This is a genomic window from Streptomyces umbrinus, assembly GCF_030817415.1.
Lineage (GTDB): Bacteria > Actinomycetota > Actinomycetes > Streptomycetales > Streptomycetaceae > Streptomyces > Streptomyces umbrinus_A.
The window spans coordinates 143,110-158,570 of the sequence record NZ_JAUSZI010000002.1; the positions used below are offsets into that span (position 1 = coordinate 143,110).

At 69.4% G+C, this 15,461-nt stretch carries 12 protein-coding genes and 1 pseudogene; 9 read left to right on the forward strand and 4 right to left on the reverse strand.

What is annotated here, in order from left to right:
* The first annotated feature begins 28 nt into the window (after positions 1-28).
* Both QF035_RS01245 and QF035_RS01250 read left to right on the forward strand, forming a co-directional pair.
* On the forward strand, positions 29-565 hold the full coding sequence (locus QF035_RS01245) for a TetR/AcrR family transcriptional regulator (RefSeq protein WP_307517551.1): 537 nt from the start codon (positions 29-31) through the stop codon (positions 563-565).
* 471 nt (positions 566-1,036) lie between these two features.
* On the forward strand, positions 1,037-1,882 hold the full coding sequence (locus QF035_RS01250; RefSeq protein WP_307517552.1) for a MerR family transcriptional regulator: 846 nt from the start codon (positions 1,037-1,039) through the stop codon (positions 1,880-1,882).
* A 972-nt stretch (positions 1,883-2,854) separates the two neighbouring features.
* Here QF035_RS01250 and QF035_RS01255 read toward each other — a convergent pair.
* Positions 2,855-5,332: a WD40 repeat domain-containing protein gene (locus tag QF035_RS01255; RefSeq protein ID WP_307517553.1), complete on the reverse strand. Its 2,478-nt coding sequence runs from the start codon at positions 5,330-5,332 to the stop codon at positions 2,855-2,857.
* Positions 5,333-5,752: 420 nt separating this feature from the next.
* Entirely contained in the window at positions 5,753-6,685 is a 933-nt protein-coding gene (locus QF035_RS01260; protein WP_307517554.1) for a LysR family transcriptional regulator, read from the reverse strand.
* 70 nt (positions 6,686-6,755) lie between these two features.
* Here QF035_RS01260 and QF035_RS01265 point away from each other — a divergent pair, with 70 nt between their 5' ends.
* The 5 genes and pseudogenes from QF035_RS01265 to QF035_RS01280 all read left to right on the forward strand — a co-directional run bounded on the left by QF035_RS01265 (position 6,756) and on the right by QF035_RS01280 (position 11,866).
* The gene (locus QF035_RS01265) at positions 6,756-7,643 is read left to right on the forward strand and encodes an SDR family NAD(P)-dependent oxidoreductase (RefSeq protein WP_307517555.1); all 888 of its coding nucleotides are present in this window, start codon (positions 6,756-6,758) and stop codon (positions 7,641-7,643) included.
* Between the two features lie 73 nt (positions 7,644-7,716).
* On the forward strand, positions 7,717-8,649 hold the full coding sequence (locus tag QF035_RS01270; RefSeq protein WP_307517557.1) for an SDR family NAD(P)-dependent oxidoreductase: 933 nt from the start codon (positions 7,717-7,719) through the stop codon (positions 8,647-8,649).
* Positions 8,650-9,220: 571 nt separating this feature from the next.
* A pseudogene (locus tag QF035_RS55570) lies at positions 9,221-9,451 on the forward strand (aldehyde dehydrogenase family protein); the annotation flags it as partial.
* A gap of 167 nt (positions 9,452-9,618) precedes the next feature.
* Positions 9,619-10,614 (forward strand): LLM class flavin-dependent oxidoreductase, encoded by a 996-nt coding sequence (locus QF035_RS01275; RefSeq protein ID WP_307517559.1) that lies wholly within the window; start codon positions 9,619-9,621, stop codon positions 10,612-10,614.
* 37 nt (positions 10,615-10,651) lie between these two features.
* A complete protein-coding gene (locus QF035_RS01280) occupies positions 10,652-11,866 on the forward strand; it encodes an MFS transporter (protein ID WP_307517560.1) in 1,215 nt (404 codons plus the stop codon).
* 136 nt (positions 11,867-12,002) lie between these two features.
* Here the strand turns inward: QF035_RS01280 and QF035_RS55575 are convergent, their stop codons facing one another.
* Positions 12,003-12,281 (reverse strand): alpha-L-rhamnosidase C-terminal domain-containing protein, encoded by a 279-nt coding sequence (locus QF035_RS55575; protein ID WP_373466594.1) that lies wholly within the window; start codon positions 12,279-12,281, stop codon positions 12,003-12,005.
* A gap of 443 nt (positions 12,282-12,724) precedes the next feature.
* Between QF035_RS55575 and QF035_RS01295 the strand changes: the two genes are divergently transcribed.
* Together QF035_RS01295 and QF035_RS01300 are read left to right on the forward strand one after the other, a co-directional pair.
* Complete coding sequence (locus QF035_RS01295) at positions 12,725-13,357, forward strand: class I SAM-dependent methyltransferase (protein WP_307517561.1); 633 nt, start codon at positions 12,725-12,727, stop codon at positions 13,355-13,357.
* 168 nt (positions 13,358-13,525) lie between these two features.
* On the forward strand, positions 13,526-14,458 hold the full coding sequence (locus QF035_RS01300; protein WP_307517563.1) for a hypothetical protein: 933 nt from the start codon (positions 13,526-13,528) through the stop codon (positions 14,456-14,458).
* Between the two features lie 424 nt (positions 14,459-14,882).
* Here the strand turns inward: QF035_RS01300 and QF035_RS01305 are convergent, their stop codons facing one another.
* Positions 14,883-15,422: a GNAT family N-acetyltransferase gene (locus QF035_RS01305; RefSeq protein WP_307517565.1), complete on the reverse strand. Its 540-nt coding sequence runs from the start codon at positions 15,420-15,422 to the stop codon at positions 14,883-14,885.
* Positions 15,423-15,461: the final 39 nt, after the last annotated feature.

Here is a 15,461-nt window from a genome sequence, read left to right on the forward strand (position 1 = left end):
AGCTCCCCACTTAGCAACGTGAGGTCCCATGGTCCGGTCAGACGCCCGAGAGAACAGGGCGCGCATCCTCGCCGCCGCACGCGAAGCGCTCACGGCGGACGGCAGCACGTCGATAAACCAGATCGCCCAGCGCGCGGGAGTCGGCTCGGGCACCCTGTACCGCAACTTCCCCACACGCGAGTCGCTGGTCCTGGCCGTCTACCAGGACGAGGTGGCACGCATCACCGGCACCGTGCCCGGCCTGCTGGCCCAGATGCCGCCACTGGAAGCGCTCCGCCACTGGACGACCGACCTCGTCGAGGCCATGCGCACAAAGCACGGCCTCGGTGACGCCCTCGGCCCTGGCGCGCACCAGGCGATCAGCGAACAGAGTTACGGACCGGTCATCGCCGCGATCACACAGCTCCTCGACGCCGGCAAGAAGGACGAAAGCATCCGCGCGGACGCCGACCCAGGCGACTTCCTCCAGCTCACCGGCGCACTGTGGCGCGCCGCGTCCAGCCCCCAGGACCGGGCACCCCGCATGCTGGGGCTCATCCTCGACGGACTCCGCACCGACCGGTAGACGCCGCGCACGACTCACGGGCCGTCAAATGAACGATTTACAGTCCCGTTCGTGCTGGTGACCGGCGCGCCATTCGGCCAGGAGAACGGTGGCGTCGTCGAGCCGGCCGTCAAGCGGATCCGGCACTGCACGACTGGTACCTCGAAGAGGACGAGGAGATGCGACGCCCGTTCGCCGCCACCACTGAACACGCCGTACACAACCCCATCGAGAACCAGCGACACCACCAGAGCCGCCGCGAGGCAGCCCGCGCTGACGGGGCTCCTTGAAAAAATCCCCAACCCCTGCTGGGGGTGCCATCAGACCTGTTCGACGGATCTCCCCACCCTTTCCGGGCCTGTCCTGGGACAGGACACCCATGACGAGGGAGGGCCCGCTAGCCCGTCAGGGTCCGGGTGGTGTGTAGTTGCACATGCCGTAGCGGCATGTGGTGTCGTCGAGGGCACCACAGCACGAAAGGCCCTGTCTGCGATGTACCCCTCCGCCACGCCTCCCCGCGAGGTCAAGATCGGCGATGCCGCCGCCTTCGCCGGAACCACCCCGCGCGCCATCCGCCACTACCACCAGATCGGTCTGCTGCCGGAGCCCGAGCGAGGCGGAGACGGACGCCGCCGCTACGGCTACGACGACATGATCCGCCTGCTGTGGATCCGCAAGATGTCCGAGGCCGGCATCAGCCTGGACGACATGCGGGCCGCCTTCGACGAAGCCCGGGACGTTGAGGACGTCCTGGGCCGACTCGAGGAGACCCTGGCCGCCCAGGAGGCCGACATCAAGCGTCAGCGCGCGGCAGTCCAGCGCCTGCGAGCCGTAGGCAGCCCACTGGGCCTGCTCTCCCCGTTGGTCACGGACAGGCTCAGCCACCTGCCCTCTGGCGCACTGCGCCCCTCCGACCTGGACGCCCTGCTGGTCACGGAACGGATCTTCGGGCCGCTGGGCGCCGCAATTCAGGCCAGCGTCTTCATCACTCTGGCGACCCATCCCGGCCTACGGGCCGAGGCAGACCGCCTCGACGCGGCCGACGCCGCCCTCGACGACACCGTCGACCCCCACGACCCGCAGGTCGAAGAACTCGCCGCGCAGCACTGCGCCCACCACAAGGCCCTGGAACAGGCCATGGCAGCGGCCGGACTGGACGAGGCCGAGGAGAAGCTCTTCGAGATCTACGACGCCGACCTGACGGGCGATGAGGAGGACACCCAGATGAGCGCCTTCGAAGCGGTCACCAAAATGCCCTATGGCTTCTCCGCGGCCCGGACACGGTGCATAGAACTCACGACACGGCTCCTTTACGGGGACCTCTCCGCAGGCAGCTGATCGCTGGTGTGGCCGTGCGTGAGGATCCCGGATCGGCCACCGACACAAAGCCAGCGTCTGGACGTCTCGACACGGCCCGCACACTCCACGAGCGGGAAACCCAAGCCGACGACCCGGGCCACGCTCCTTGCAACTCCCCACTTCGTTGAACACCAGAGCAAGTGATGCGAGGAGCATCCCTGGCCGTTTTCAAAAATCCCCATCAGCGCCATGCCCGTCCGACGGCACAAGCCCGTCCGCGCTCAACGACCGCTCTCCACCGGCTTTCTGCCGGCATCCCGCCGAACCGGCCAGCTGCCATCACCCACACACGTGACACCGCCCCATCCGCCGAGGAGATGCCCCGGCCGGCGGCCGGACCGACCGCCACAGGTCACCTGCGCGAGCCAACCAGCCGGCCGACAGTTGATCAGAAAAGCGAAGATCGAGGAGAACCGGAGCATGGCACTATGCAAGAAGTGCGGCGTACGAAAGCGCCGTTGGCCCCGCTCCTGTCGCTGATGCCGCACCGGATCCGCCCGGGCGGACATGGCCGTGGCAGGGGCCGACGTGACCATGGCCGCAGGACTCTTCGCAGGGATCAGACGGGCCGTCACGGGCATGTGCGGCAGATCCGACTGGACCTGACCCAGCAGGCACCATCCCGTCACACTGCTCCGGACGCACCTTGCCACTGCCGCCGGGCTCTCACCCGGCACCTCGGCAAGCAGCAGAGCGTGCCGACGCCACTGCCCCCTGGTTGTCAGACAGCAACGCCCTCTCGTACCGCGCCCATCACCCCGATCCGGACCTCGACGAGCTTCCCCTGGCCGCGGAAACGGTGGCCGCGAGCGCGCTGTCCGGCGCAGGGCGATGACCACGGCCAGGTCCACTCCCCCGCATCCCCTGTGTCCCTCCTGCCGACGGACCCTGTGGAGACGACACCTGCTGCCCGACGAAGCCCGCCGCCACCCTGGCAGGGCCCCTGACTTGTCAGGACGCCCTCGACAGCACCCCGACCTCGTCACCGAACCCCACCGCGAAGCGCCCGCCCGCAGCCGCCGCGAGTGAGTGCACGGGGAAGGGGAGCAGGTGGCCGCTACCGGCTGGACACCCTGCGGTGAGATCGCGGAACCGCACGGTGCGGTCATCGCCGAAGGCAGCGACGAGCCGTCCGTCGGCCATCGCTGAGACCGCCAGCGTGTTGCCGGAGCCTGACTCGGCGGCCTGGGCGTCGCGGATCTGCTGCCCCGTAGAAAGATTCCACACGCGTATCGTCCGGTCCCGGCCCTTGCTGACCGCGATGGGAGCTCCGCCCAGGGTGGCGGTGGCCACGGCGGTCACCCAGTCGGTGTGGCCCGTCAGGGGTTCGCCGAGCTGCCGGCCGGTGGCGAGGTCCCACAGTCGCACCGTCTTGTCCCAGCTGCCCGTCACCGCCACGGGCCGTCCCTCGAGGACCGCAGCGGCAACCGCGGTGATACGGCTGGAGTGGCCGGTGAGAGGTGCGACCAAGGGCCGTCCGGTGGTGAGGTTCCAGACGCCCACGGCGCGATCGCTGCCTGCGGTGAGAGCGACGGGCAGGCCGTCCACGACCGCCGAGGCCATGGCCAGGACTCTGCCGTGGCCGCTGGGGAACGGACGGTGGACAGCTCGGCCGGTGGCAAGCTCCGCAATGTGCAGGGTGGCGTCGGGCGTGGCCGTGACGACGACCGAGTCCCCGCCCACCACCACCGTCGCCATGGCGGACACCTCTGCGCTCAGGGGGTTGCAGGTCTGCGAGCCGGTGATCAGGTCCCAGGTGCGCACGGTGTGGTCGGCACCTGCGGTGACAGCTATGGGAACACCGTCAAAGACCGCTGTGGTCACCGCCAGGACGGATCCGGTGTGTCCGGCACGCAGCCGGCCGCCGTCCCCTCCGGCAGCGGTGATGTCCCAGGTGCGCACCGTGCGGTCCTCCCCTGCGGTGACGGCGACACATCGTCCGTCCACCACCGTGGTGGCGACGGCCCACACCTGGCCGTCGTGCCCTGTGAGGGGCTCACCCTCCTGTTCCCCGGTGGCGAGATCCCAGACCCGCACGGTGCGGTCGCGGGATGTCGTGACTGCCAGAGTGCGCGCCCCGACCGGGGCACTGTCGATGGCCCACACCCGATCGGTGTGACCGGTCAGCACCCTGCCCTCGGCCGGCGGGTCCAGCGTGTGCAAAGGTGTGACGGTGCCGTCCGGGCCGGGGACGAGGGAGACGGGCGTGTCCCCCAGCACCAGGCTCCTTGAAGCGTCCCTCACCCGGATTTCCCAGCCGGACTTGGCGACGACCAGGCCGTTCGTCCGGGCGGACAGCAGGCTCGCCAGGTCGACGAGGTCTCCTGGACCGCCCTTGATCAGCTCTTTCCCTGCGGCTGCTTCCACAGGGATGCTGCGTATGCTCCGCGTACCGTCAGGGCCCGTGGAGTCCATGGGGCTCGTCGGCAGGTCCCACAAGCGCAGTGTCTGGTCCACGCCCACGGCGAGCGCGACACTGCGCCCTTCGAGGGTCAGGGTCGGGGACGGGCCGTAGGGAATGAAGACGGGGACGAGGTCGCCGACGAGCTCCGGTGGACCCTCGTAGTGGGTGTCGAGGACCACGACCCGGCCGTCGACGACCGTCAGGGTTGACACTGTGTCCATGGACGCCAGGGCTGACACTGCGTGTTCGTACTCGGCATCCGCCAGCAACTCCCGCAGGTCGGCTGCCAGAAGCACGTGGCGGTCCAGATCCCACACACGCCCTGCCCGGCCCTCCTCTTTGGTTACGGCGATGTCCCGCCCGTCGAGTGTCCACGGTCCCTCGGCCGGCAGGCACTCGCCGACCTCGCGGCCGGTGGCCAGGTCCCACACCTGCGCTTGGTGGTCCGGTGGGCACGTCACAACGACCTCGCGTCCATCCAGCACCCCGATGTCCACCATCCAGGGGAACACGCCGAGCCGACTGCCGGTTGCCTGGTCCCACACACTCAGCGTCCGGTCCGCCTGGACGGCCAGCACCACGTTCCGGCCGTCCAGGACCAACTGCGTCAGCCCCAGGGCCAGTTCGCCCGCAGAACGCCCCGTCGCCGGATCCCACAGCCTTCCGGTCCCGTCGATGTGGCAGGTGAGGACCAGGGGTTGCCCGTCGACCACCACCGTGGCCAGGGTCACCAACTCGGGCGACAACGACGACATGGGGTCGGCAGGAGCTGCCGTCAGCGTATGGAGCCGTTCCCCCGTCGCCAGGTCCCAGACACACACCGTCGCATCACGGCTCGCCGAGACGACAACCGGACGCCCGTCGACGACCGCCGTCGCCACCGCCACCACGGGGGCGTCGTGACCGTTTAAGGAGCGGAGCAGCCGAGGGTCGGTCGCGGAACCGCACGTCCACTCCGCCCGCCAAGCGGCCGGCTCATGCGAGGAAGTCGCTTCCCGGGACACGTGATCAGATCTTTCCGTCATGGCCCCAAAGCTATGGGGCCGCACTGACAACGACCCTCGGCGTGCGGCCCGCTCGGCATGTGTTCCTGAGCGCGCCCGCGTTGGCGTTCAGATCCTGGCGGTCGCGCACTTCCTGGCTGTCGGGCCGGACATACACGCCGGATAGTCAGCCGTGCGGGATCACCGGGAGCGGTGTCCTCCCCACTGCCGTCTTCGTAGCCCCGCAACGGGGTTACTGGCCTTCGGAGTTGGCATGACTACCTTCCCTTGTCGAGTGCGTTTCCGTCACGGTGACGCCTTCGCCGGCACGCACCCGCTCGCGGAACCCGCGGCCACGCTGCCGCGCCGTGCTCGCCCTGGCCAGACGGCACACCATCGCGACTCGGCGAGGCGCTGCGCGCGTAAGCACCAACCCGGAGCAGCTGTGTTGGGCCACTGCACTCATGCGGAGGGAAGGGGCGTGTGGGCGTCGAGGGCCGCCGCGCGGAGGGCAGCGGCCACCCGTGTCACGGCCTGGGTCGGCGGGGCGGGGAGGCGGGCCAGGAGCAGGCGCCGCTGTTCTTGCGGGCCGCCGCGGACGGGGAGGACGCGTACTCCGGGAGGTACGGCGGAGACGAGTGAGGCCGGAAGGGTGGTCAGCCCGCAGCCTGCGGCGACGAGGTGGAGTTTGGCCAGCCAGTCGCGGGCGGTGTGGACGATCTCGGGACGCTCGTCCAGACCCGGCCACACCCCCATCAGGCGGTCCTCTCCTGACGAGGACCCGGCGATCCAGCGCTGCCCCCGCAGATCGGCCACGTCGACGTATTCGCCGCGGGCGAGGGGATGTGTGGCGGGCAGCGCGAGACGCAGGGGGCGTTCGGTGAGTGTCTGCAGTGCCAGCGGGGGCGACTCGGCGTCCGGCGCCCGAAAGGGCGGGGCCGAGGCGAGCAGGGCCAGATCCAGGCTGCCCGCCCGCAGCGCGCGCACCAGTGCCGGGGTGCCGCCCTCGCGGCCGACGACTTCGAGTCCGGGATCACTTTCGCGCAGATCGGCAAGGGCTCGGGGCAGGAGCACGGCGCCAGCGCTCGGCACCCACCCCAGTCGGACCGTTCCGGCCTGTTCCGGCAGGCCGGACAGGTCCCGGGCGGTCGCGGCGATCTCGTCGAGCACGACCGTCACCCGGCGCATGACGACCCGGCCCGCCGGGGTGAGCCGAGCTCCATCGCGCCGCCGCTCCAGCAGTTCGGTGCCTGCCGCCCGTTCGATCGCGGCGATCTGCCGGGACACCGCGGACTGGGTGTAGCCGAGCGATGCCGCGGCCGCGGTGAAGGTTCCCTGTTCGGCCACGGCGCGCAGGACGCGCAGTGCGGTCAGTGACACATCAGTGAAGTCCATGATGTTTACGCATACTAGCTGTGCCGAACTTTCGTTGGACGCATGGATCAGGGGTTTCTAGCGTGGACGTATGACCACTTCACGCATCGCCCTCGTCACGGGGGCCAACCAGGGGCTCGGCCGGGCCTTCTGCGATGGACTGGCGGCCCGCATGGATCCGCAGGACCTGGTCCTGCTCACCGGTCGCAGTCAGCAGCGTGTGGCGGACGCCGCCCGGGAAGTCACCCAGTCGTCCGCTACCCGTGCCCGTGTCGAGGGCCGGGTCCTGGATGTCACGGACACCGACGCCATCGCCCGTCTCGCCGAGGATCTGCGGGCCCGGTACGCAGGGGTGGACGTCGTCATCTCCAACGCGGTCGCCCGTCTGCTTCCCGAGGAGTCACAGGCGGAGCGGGCCGACGAGTTCATCGACGTCTCCAACGCCGCCACCCACGCCATCCTGCGCTCCTTCGGCCCCGTGCTGCGCCCCGGTGGACGGCTGCTCGTGGTGGCCAGCAGCCTGGGCACGCTCGGGCACCTCGACGGCCGGCTGCACCACTTGTTCGACGGGGCGAGCCTGGACCAGGTCGAGTACGCGGTGGAGTCGTGGCGCAGTGCCATCCACCACAACACCGCGCAGGAGGCAGGCTGGCCGCGGTGGCTGAATGTGCCTTCGAAGGTGGCCCAGGTCGCCGCCGTGCGGGCCGTCGCCGCCGAACGCCGGGCCCGTGACCTCGCCGACGGCACGCTCGTGGCAGCTGTGTGCCCCGGCATGGTCGACACCGCGACCTCACGCCCGTGGTTCACCGACTACAGCCAGGCCCAGCCTCCCGCCCGGGCCGCCGAGGCCGTCCTCGATCTGGTCTTCGCCGAGCACGTCGATCCCGCGCTGTACGGCGAGTTGGTGCGCTTCGGCAAGGTCCTGCCCTGGCACGACGGCACGCCTCCAATCGAGCAGGACGGAATGCTCGTCCCCTGACCACGCGAACCGCCGCCCGTCCGCAGCGCCCGTGGGCGCTTCAAGGTCCAGCCTCTCAGCAAGGAATCCACTCATGCGTGCCATCACCACTCCGTTCGGCTTCGCCAGCACCGCCGGCGAGGTCGTGTCAGGAATCGATCTCACCGGCCGCCGCGCGGTGGTCACCGGCGCCTCCTCCGGAATCGGCGCGGAGACGGCCCGCGCCCTGGCAACCACCGGTGCGGCCGTCACCCTCGCCGTGCGGGACGTGGCGGCGGGCGAACGCGTCGCCAAGGACATCACCGGATCGACCGGCAACCAGGACGTGCGGGCCGTGCACCTCGACCTGACCGATCCCGCGTCCATCACAGCCTTCACCGCCGCTTGGCAGGGCCCGCTGCACATCCTGGTGAACAACGCGGGCGTCATGGCCTGCCCCGAGCAGTACACGGAGCAGGGCTGGGAGTGGCAGTTCGCCACCAACCACCTGGGCCATTTCGCCCTCGCCACCGGCCTGCGCGGCGCGCTGGCCGCCGACGGCAACGCCCGTGTCGTGGTGGTGAGTTCCACCGGCCACCAGCAGTCACCGATCGTGTGGGACGACGTCAACTTCGCCTTCCGCCCCTACGACCCCTGGCTCGCCTACGGACAGTCCAAGACCGCAGGCGTCCTCTTCGCAGTGGAAGCGACCCGCCGCTGGGCCGACGACAACATCACCGCCAACGCCCTGATGCCCGGCGCCATCTACACCAACCTGCAACGACACACCGGCGGCCGGGGCAGCGGCCGCGTCCCCGCCGAGCTGATCAAGACCGTCGGACAGGGCGCCGCCACCTCGGCGCTCCTCGCCACCTCACCGCTGCTCGACGGGGTGGGCGGCCGCTACTTCGTCGACTGCAACGAGAGTGAGATCGTCGACCGGCGCTCCGGCAGCCTGCACGGCGTCGCCGCCCGCTACGCCGTCGACCCGGCGGGCGCCCGGCGCCTGTGGGACCTGTCGCAGGACCTCCTCGCCGACGCCGCCTGACCGTTCGGGGACGACAGGCCCGCGGCCTTGGGACAGCGGGCGCCGTGGCGCTGACGATGTTGTGCGGCCTGCCCAACCCGACACCGACGGCGACCGGCGCCATGCCCGCCCCCCTCAACGGGTTCCACCTACGTAATCGACAAGGCCGACCCCACCCTGTCCGGCCCTCTCCCCCAGCAAGCGCTGGGCCCTCAGCTGAGCGGAAAGAGCCCGGAACGTCGTACTGAATTCCGTCGTCTTCCAGCGCCAGCGGCCGGGACCACCACTGCTGGCACCGGGATCGAGATGTTCAGCCGGTTCAGCGAACCCATCCATCTCGGACTCGCCGCTCTCGCCGCACGCGGCAGAATCAGACGCTGACAGGCCAACCACGTCGCACATGCCCCTGGTTCCGTTGCCAACCAGTGGCCGCTCCTCGCTACCTGCCACTGAGTTTCAGCGCGGCACTGTATGAGCCCCAAGCAGTGTCGGTGGGCGGGGTTATCGTGCGAGGCACCCGATGATCTCCGGGCCGGTCGTCGGCGGATGCCGGTCCGGGCCGGTCTGCTGATGCTGCCCCGAGGAAGCACTCACCATCCCCAACGACACCGACTACGGGCTGGCCGCCACCGTCTGGTCCCGCGACGTCGACCGGGCCCTCAAACTGGCCCGCAGTGTCCGGGGCGGTACCGTCGCTGTCAATGAATACAGCGAAGGCGCCATCAGCACGCCCTTCGGCGGCTACAAGCCTCCGGATTCGGCGGCCGCGACGACGGTCTCGAAGCCTTCGAGCAGTACACCCAGCTCAAGACCGTCTGGATAGCCCTGCGCTGACAACAGGACCGTCCCGGCGGTGACACAGACCGGCAGGGATGCGTGTTCGGAACCTGACTCCGAGCACGCATCCTTGTTGCCGCGTCCAGTCCGGGATTCAGACGTCGAAGGCCCGTAGCCAGGGCTGACCGGCGCGCGACGAAGCACCAAGCCGCCATGCGGCGTGAACCTGCGGAGGTCGAGATCACCATGACGACACGGGACGGCACCATCGGCGTCCTCCTGCCCCGCGACACTCCGACGCGGGACATCATCCCCTTCGCCCGGCGTGCGGAGGAACACGGCTTCGACGAGTTGTGGGTGGTCGAAGACCTCGGCTACCGAGGAGGACTCGTACAGGCGGCCACCGTCCTCGCCTCCACCACGCGGATCCGGGTCGGCGTCGGACTCCTGCCGGCCGGCGCCCGCAATGTGGCCTTCACCGCGATGGAGATCGCGAGTCTCGCCCAACTGCACCCCGACCGCCTCGACATCGCTGTCGGTCACGGCATGCCGTCCTGGATGCGGAGCGTCGGCGCATGGCCGAAGAGCCCCCTGACTCTCCTGGCCGAGTACATCACCGTCCTGAAGTCGCTGCTGAGCGGCCAACCCGTGGATCAGCACGGGAAGTACGTGCACATCGACGGAGTACGACTGCACGAGAGCTCCACCCCGGCTGTGGCCCCCGCCGTCCTGGCGGGCGTACGCGGTCCCAAGTCCCTGGCCGTGTCGGGTGACGTGGCCGACGGCACTCTCCTCGCAGAACCGGTGACACCGGCCTACGTGACAGAAGCCCTCAAGCACATCGCACCCACCCGCCCCCACCGTCTCGTCGCCTACAACATCGCGGCGATCGACGACGATCCCGCCGTCGCGCTGGCAACCGCCCGTCCCGCCCTCGCCGTGGTCGCAGAACCGGACTGGCGGCCCCACATCGCCCCGCTTCCCTTCCACGACGACCTCGTCGCCCTGCGCTCACGCTGTGACAGCGCCGAGGAGTTCGCCCGCGCCCTGCCGGACGAATGGGTACGACAACTCGCCGTGGCAGGCACACCGGAACAGGCACGGTCCACTCTGGCGGGCCTGTTAGACGCGGGTGTCACGAGTGCGATCCTCGCCCCCGTGGGTCCCGACTACCGGGCGTCGCTGGAGTCACTGGCGGCAATCCTGTGAACAGTCGACCAACACACGTGAAAGAGCACAGCTCTTGATGGACCCGGCCACGCGCCGCCGCCGGGCGGCACTGTTCCTCTTCTTCCTCATACCCGGCCTGTCGATCTCCTCATGGGTGACCCGGACACCCGACATCCGGGACCGACTCGACGTCTCGACCGCGCAGATGGGCATCGTCCTGTTCGGGCTGTCAGTCGGATCCATGATCGGCATTCTCAGTTCCGGAACGCTCGTGGCCAGGTTCGGCACCCGGCCCGTCATGGGCGCCGCAACGCTGCTGATCATCCTCAGCATGGCGGTGATCGGCCTGGGGACCGCGCTTTCCTCCGCCCCGGCAACCACCGCCGGACTGTTCCTCTTCGGTGCCGGAATGGGCGGTGGAGAGGTCGCGATCAACATCGATGGCGCCGACGTCGAGCAGATCACAGGACGGACCGTACTACCCACGCTCCACGGCTTCTTCAGCCTGGGAACCGTCGTCGGGGCCGCGCTGGGAATCCTGTGTACCGCCGTCTCCTTCCCGGTGCAGTGGCACCTCACCGCCATGGCCGCCGTCACGGCAGCCATGTTCGCCTATGCATTCCGCGCCATTCCCCATGAGGTTGGCAAGACCCGAGACGACAGCTTGCAGTCCGACGCAAGCACCACACAGACCCCGGTGCGAGTCTGGAAGGACCCACGGCTGTTGCTGATCGGTGGGGTCATCCTGGCCATGGCCCTGGCCGAGGGTTCCGCCAACGACTGGCTGCCCCTGCTCATGGTCGACGGCCACGGCGTGGACCCCGCCCTGGGGTCAGCCGTCTACACCGGCTTCGCCACCGCCATGACCATCGGCCGTTTCGCCGGCGGATTCCTCATCGACCGCCTCGGCCGCGCCCCCGTTGTCCGAGCCAGCGCCATCTGCGCGACCTTCGGAATCGCCGTTGTCGTCTTCGCCGACTCGGCCGCCCTCGCCGGCGCAGCCGTTCTCCTCTGGGGCCTGGGAGCCTCGCTCGGCTTCCCGGTCACCCTCTCGGCGGCCGCGGACTCCGGGCCCAACTCAGCCGCACGGGTCAGCCTCGTGGCGATGATCGGCTACGTCGCGTTCCTCGTCGGACCGCCCTGCCTCGGCTTCCTCGGCGATCACTACGGCCTTCGCGTCGCCATGATCGTCGTCCTCGCCTTCACCGCCGTGGCGATCATCCTGGCACCCGCTGTCGGCACGCGCTCCGTCGCGTCCTCCCCCGCCACCGAGTCGACAGCCCAGCTGTGAGAAGTGGTTACATCTCGAAACCATGCCCGGGCCTCTCGGGACAGACCCGAGCATGCCGACACGTCAGGGGCACTCCACTACTCAGCCGCCTCGATCAGGTCGGCGCGATAGGGCGTGACGGTGACGTTGATGCGGGTCACCTGGGGCGTGGGGCGTTGAAGTGGTAAGTACCTGCGGTGGCCCGGTAGACCCGGTACGGCTTGCCGCCACTGGTGTCCGCGCGGACGAATGCCGGACCCCGCGGGGCTGTGACGCTCCTTCCCTGAGTGGGCACCCAGATCTCGGCGAGGGTGTTGTTCGGGATGGTCACCTTGAGGTGGATGCGTCCGTCGTCTCGGCGTGTCCAGTGGGATGCACGCCTTCCGCGGACCGTGTCCAGGGCCGAGCCCGCGCCGCCTCCGGGGCCTGCAGCCATTCCCCGGCAAGGACCCCCCAGCAGCCGGAGTCTCCTCGCCGGACACCGCGAGACCGAGGATGCGCCGTACGTCAGCGGTCGCCGCCACCGCGGCGAGAGCCTGAGCCGCCTCCGGACCGAGCTCGGCGAGCGCCCCGGCGGGGGGTCCACCGCGTCCAGGGCGTCCCGGCGGCGGCCGCGATCAGTCCGTGAACCCCGCCGTGTCGGCGCGATGACACGCGCGCTCGACGGCCTGCACGGCTGCCTTCTCGACTCCGGGCGCGGCCTGCGACGACAACTCCACGACCATCCCAACGACCGAACCCCTCAAAGCAGATCGGCACGCCATGTCACACGCGAGCGGATTTGGGCTCCCTGGCCCCGACCGGGTTCGCGGCCCGGTCGGGGTTGACGGCAGCAGACCAGTCGTGCGGCGTACTCGTCCGCCGTGGCAGGGTCGGACCATGCCCTTTGATCACAACGACCACTACCACCGTCTGCTGTTGCGCCACGTGCCGCGGAATTGCGGTGCGGCCCTGGACGTCGGCTGTGGAACCGGCCGGCTCGCTCGTCGGCTCGCTCACCTGGGCATAGATGTCGATGCGATCGACCCGTCGGAAGAGGCCATCGCCGAGGCCCGCGCGCTGTCGGGGCGGAAAGCCGGTGACGGGAGCCCACGCTCCCAGCACGCGAACGTCACCGAAGCCGAACTGCCCAAAGCTCACTACGACTTCATCTCATGCCTCGCCAGCATCCATCACATGCCGTTCGACACCGTCACCGCACTACGTGAGGCACTCGCGCCCGGCGGAGTCCTCGTGATCCTGGGCTGCTATCCGGAGAAGACCCGGCTCGACTGGGCTTGGAGCCTGGCAGCCGTGCCCGTCAACGCCGTCGCCAGGCTGACTGTCGCAGTGAAGGACAAGATTCGCCCAGCCGCCGCTTCGACCGGTCGAGGACAGGTGAAAGCGCCGGTGAGCCAGCCGACCATTCCCCTGCCGCAGATCCGTCAGAAGGCCGCGGTCCTACTGCCTGGATGCAGCATCCGCAGGCTCCTCTTCTGGCGCTATCTGCTCGTCTTCCGCAACAACCGCTGACGGGACCACTGCTCACGCCCGCCTCAACCGCAGACTCCGGACAAGCGAATCAGTTCGCACGTCCCAACGAGCGGCCGAACCCTCGCGGAACCCCCGGCCGGCCATTCCCCTCCAGCGACAACAACGGCACGACAGATTCCATGCGGCAGCCGTCTATGCTCTCTCGGCATGCAGCGCAGCAATGTCACGCGGAACGACGGCACGTGGGTGGGCCTGTCCTTGGACGTGCACGACCAACATCAGCCGGGACTGTGTGTATTCAGTGCCGGGCCGCGACCGCTGATCTCCCAGACGTCGCGGCCTGTGCTGCTTGCCGTTGTCGAAGAGCAGCTCGGGGGCGTGGACTTCTGGCGCACCGACGCGTACCGCTCCTTCGTCCCGCCGCTGCGCGCCGATGTGGCGCGCGCCCTGACGGGCAGCCTGGAACGGTGGGCTCACCGCTTCGCGCAGTACCTCATCGACTCACCGGACAGCCCGTTGCACGAGGGCCGGTGGCTGCTCTCGTGTGAGAGTCCGCTCCGGCGCTGGCGCCACCCCAACACTTCGCATGCCGAGTACTGGAACTCGATGCTCGTCGACGGTCATCCGGACGGATACATCGACTGGTTCGTCCATTCCGGGGCGTGGGAGGTCCTTCCGCTGCGGCCGATGCCCGATACCGACGACAGCCGGGTCAAGGCATACCGCAAGCAGGCCCGTGAAGGCACACTCCCACCCGTCCTGTTGTGGTGGGTCAGTGGCCTGGACTGCCATCTGATCCTGGACAGTCACGCGCGGCTCGCCGCGGCGATCGCCGAGTCCATCGAGCCTCCGCTGCTGCAGTTGCACCGCACGGTGCCGCGCGACGACCTGGCCGCGCGCGTCGATGAGGCCGTGAGCTTCTATGAGGACGAGCTGGCACGCTTCACCGAACTCCGCGCCGTCCACGGCCCCACCGTCCCGGACGGCGCCGCCACCGCCGGCCCACAGCTCGTCCGCCTCCTGCACGACCTGAACACCGCGGAACAGCCGACCTGGTCCTGGCCCCTGCCCGGCGGGGAGGACCAGTGGCGTCGCATCGCACGCGAAGTGACAGCCGGCCACGGCTGTCACTTCATCTGAGTCCGGCCGAATCTCTCGGATCGACGATGCCTGCGCGCTCAAATCCGAGCGCGTCAAACAGGCGACCCGGGGAGCCGCTTCCGGCACGTCCGCCGACGCTGCCGTCTCCCATCAGCCCGCACGGCGCCGTCTCCGCCGAACGCCGCACCAGTGTCAGGCGCGGCCACCGCTATGGGTGCCGGAATCCGCGATCGTCGGCGCAGGCCTGCTCGGGGTCGAAGGAAGTGAACCAGTCGAGCAACGCGAGGTTGACCATGCCCAGGGCCTGGTTGACGTCGCTGCCGACACCCGGTTCCGAACTGCTTCTGGTACAGGTACAAAGTCTGCAGTTAGAAGTGACGCCCGGCATGCGCGCGGGCAAGCGCGGCTGCGGGCCGCTCGCGCGTGGACGGGCGGGTACTCCCCCGGCGGCTCCGTCGCAAACTCAACTGGACGGCGTGACCGGGGACCACATGCCGAGCCACTGCTCGGCGCCCCAGGCCTCGAACCGCTCTACCTCATTGAACCCCAGCTTCGCCGCGAGACGCATCGAGCCGACGTTGGCAGTCTGGGTGGTGAGCACCACCGGCTCGCCGGGAAGCGTGTCGGCGAGCCAGCCGAGTGCCGCCGCGCATGCCTCGGCGGCGTACCCGATTCCCCACGCTCGTGGCAGGAACAGGTAGCCGAGATCGGTCTTCCCTGCGGCAGCCGGGCGATGGTGCCCTGTTGCTCTCCTGAGCAGAATCTGGCCGATCATCGTTCCGTCGAGATCAACGACGAAACTCCCGGGCCACCGCTCGGGCGCCCCGGGCATCTCGCGCTCAAGCTCGTCACGCGGCCGGGGGCCGCCGAGGTAGGTGTGCACCTCTGGTGACGCCAGCAGCTCGATGAACGCTGCACGGTCCCGGTCCTCGGGCTCACGGAGCACGAGCCTCTCGGTCCTGATTGGCTCAGGCGGCCAAGCCACAGGTCCCAGATCTTCCATCCGCGCACGCTAACAGATGGTCAAACAGCCGAACGGGAA

Bases quoted from the DNA above. Each gene is read 5' to 3' on its own strand.
- QF035_RS01245 (WP_307517551.1), top strand. From the start codon at position 29: ATGGTCCGGTCAGACGCCCGAGAGAACAGGGCGCGCATCCTCGCCGCC.
- QF035_RS01250 (WP_307517552.1), top strand. From the start codon at position 1,037: ATGTACCCCTCCGCCACGCCTCCCCGCGAGGTCAAGATCGGCGATGCC.
- QF035_RS01255 (WP_307517553.1), bottom strand. From the start codon at position 5,332: ATGACGGAAAGATCTGATCACGTGTCCCGGGAAGCGACTTCCTCGCAT.
- QF035_RS01260 (WP_307517554.1), bottom strand. From the start codon at position 6,685: ATGGACTTCACTGATGTGTCACTGACCGCACTGCGCGTCCTGCGCGCC.
- QF035_RS01265 (WP_307517555.1), top strand. From the start codon at position 6,756: ATGACCACTTCACGCATCGCCCTCGTCACGGGGGCCAACCAGGGGCTC.
- QF035_RS01270 (WP_307517557.1), top strand. From the start codon at position 7,717: ATGCGTGCCATCACCACTCCGTTCGGCTTCGCCAGCACCGCCGGCGAG.
- QF035_RS01275 (WP_307517559.1), top strand. From the start codon at position 9,619: ATGCGGCGTGAACCTGCGGAGGTCGAGATCACCATGACGACACGGGAC.
- QF035_RS01280 (WP_307517560.1), top strand. From the start codon at position 10,652: ATGGACCCGGCCACGCGCCGCCGCCGGGCGGCACTGTTCCTCTTCTTC.
- QF035_RS55575 (WP_373466594.1), bottom strand. From the start codon at position 12,281: ATGGCTGCAGGCCCCGGAGGCGGCGCGGGCTCGGCCCTGGACACGGTC.
- QF035_RS01295 (WP_307517561.1), top strand. From the start codon at position 12,725: ATGCCCTTTGATCACAACGACCACTACCACCGTCTGCTGTTGCGCCAC.
- QF035_RS01300 (WP_307517563.1), top strand. From the start codon at position 13,526: ATGCAGCGCAGCAATGTCACGCGGAACGACGGCACGTGGGTGGGCCTG.
- QF035_RS01305 (WP_307517565.1), bottom strand. From the start codon at position 15,422: ATGGAAGATCTGGGACCTGTGGCTTGGCCGCCTGAGCCAATCAGGACC.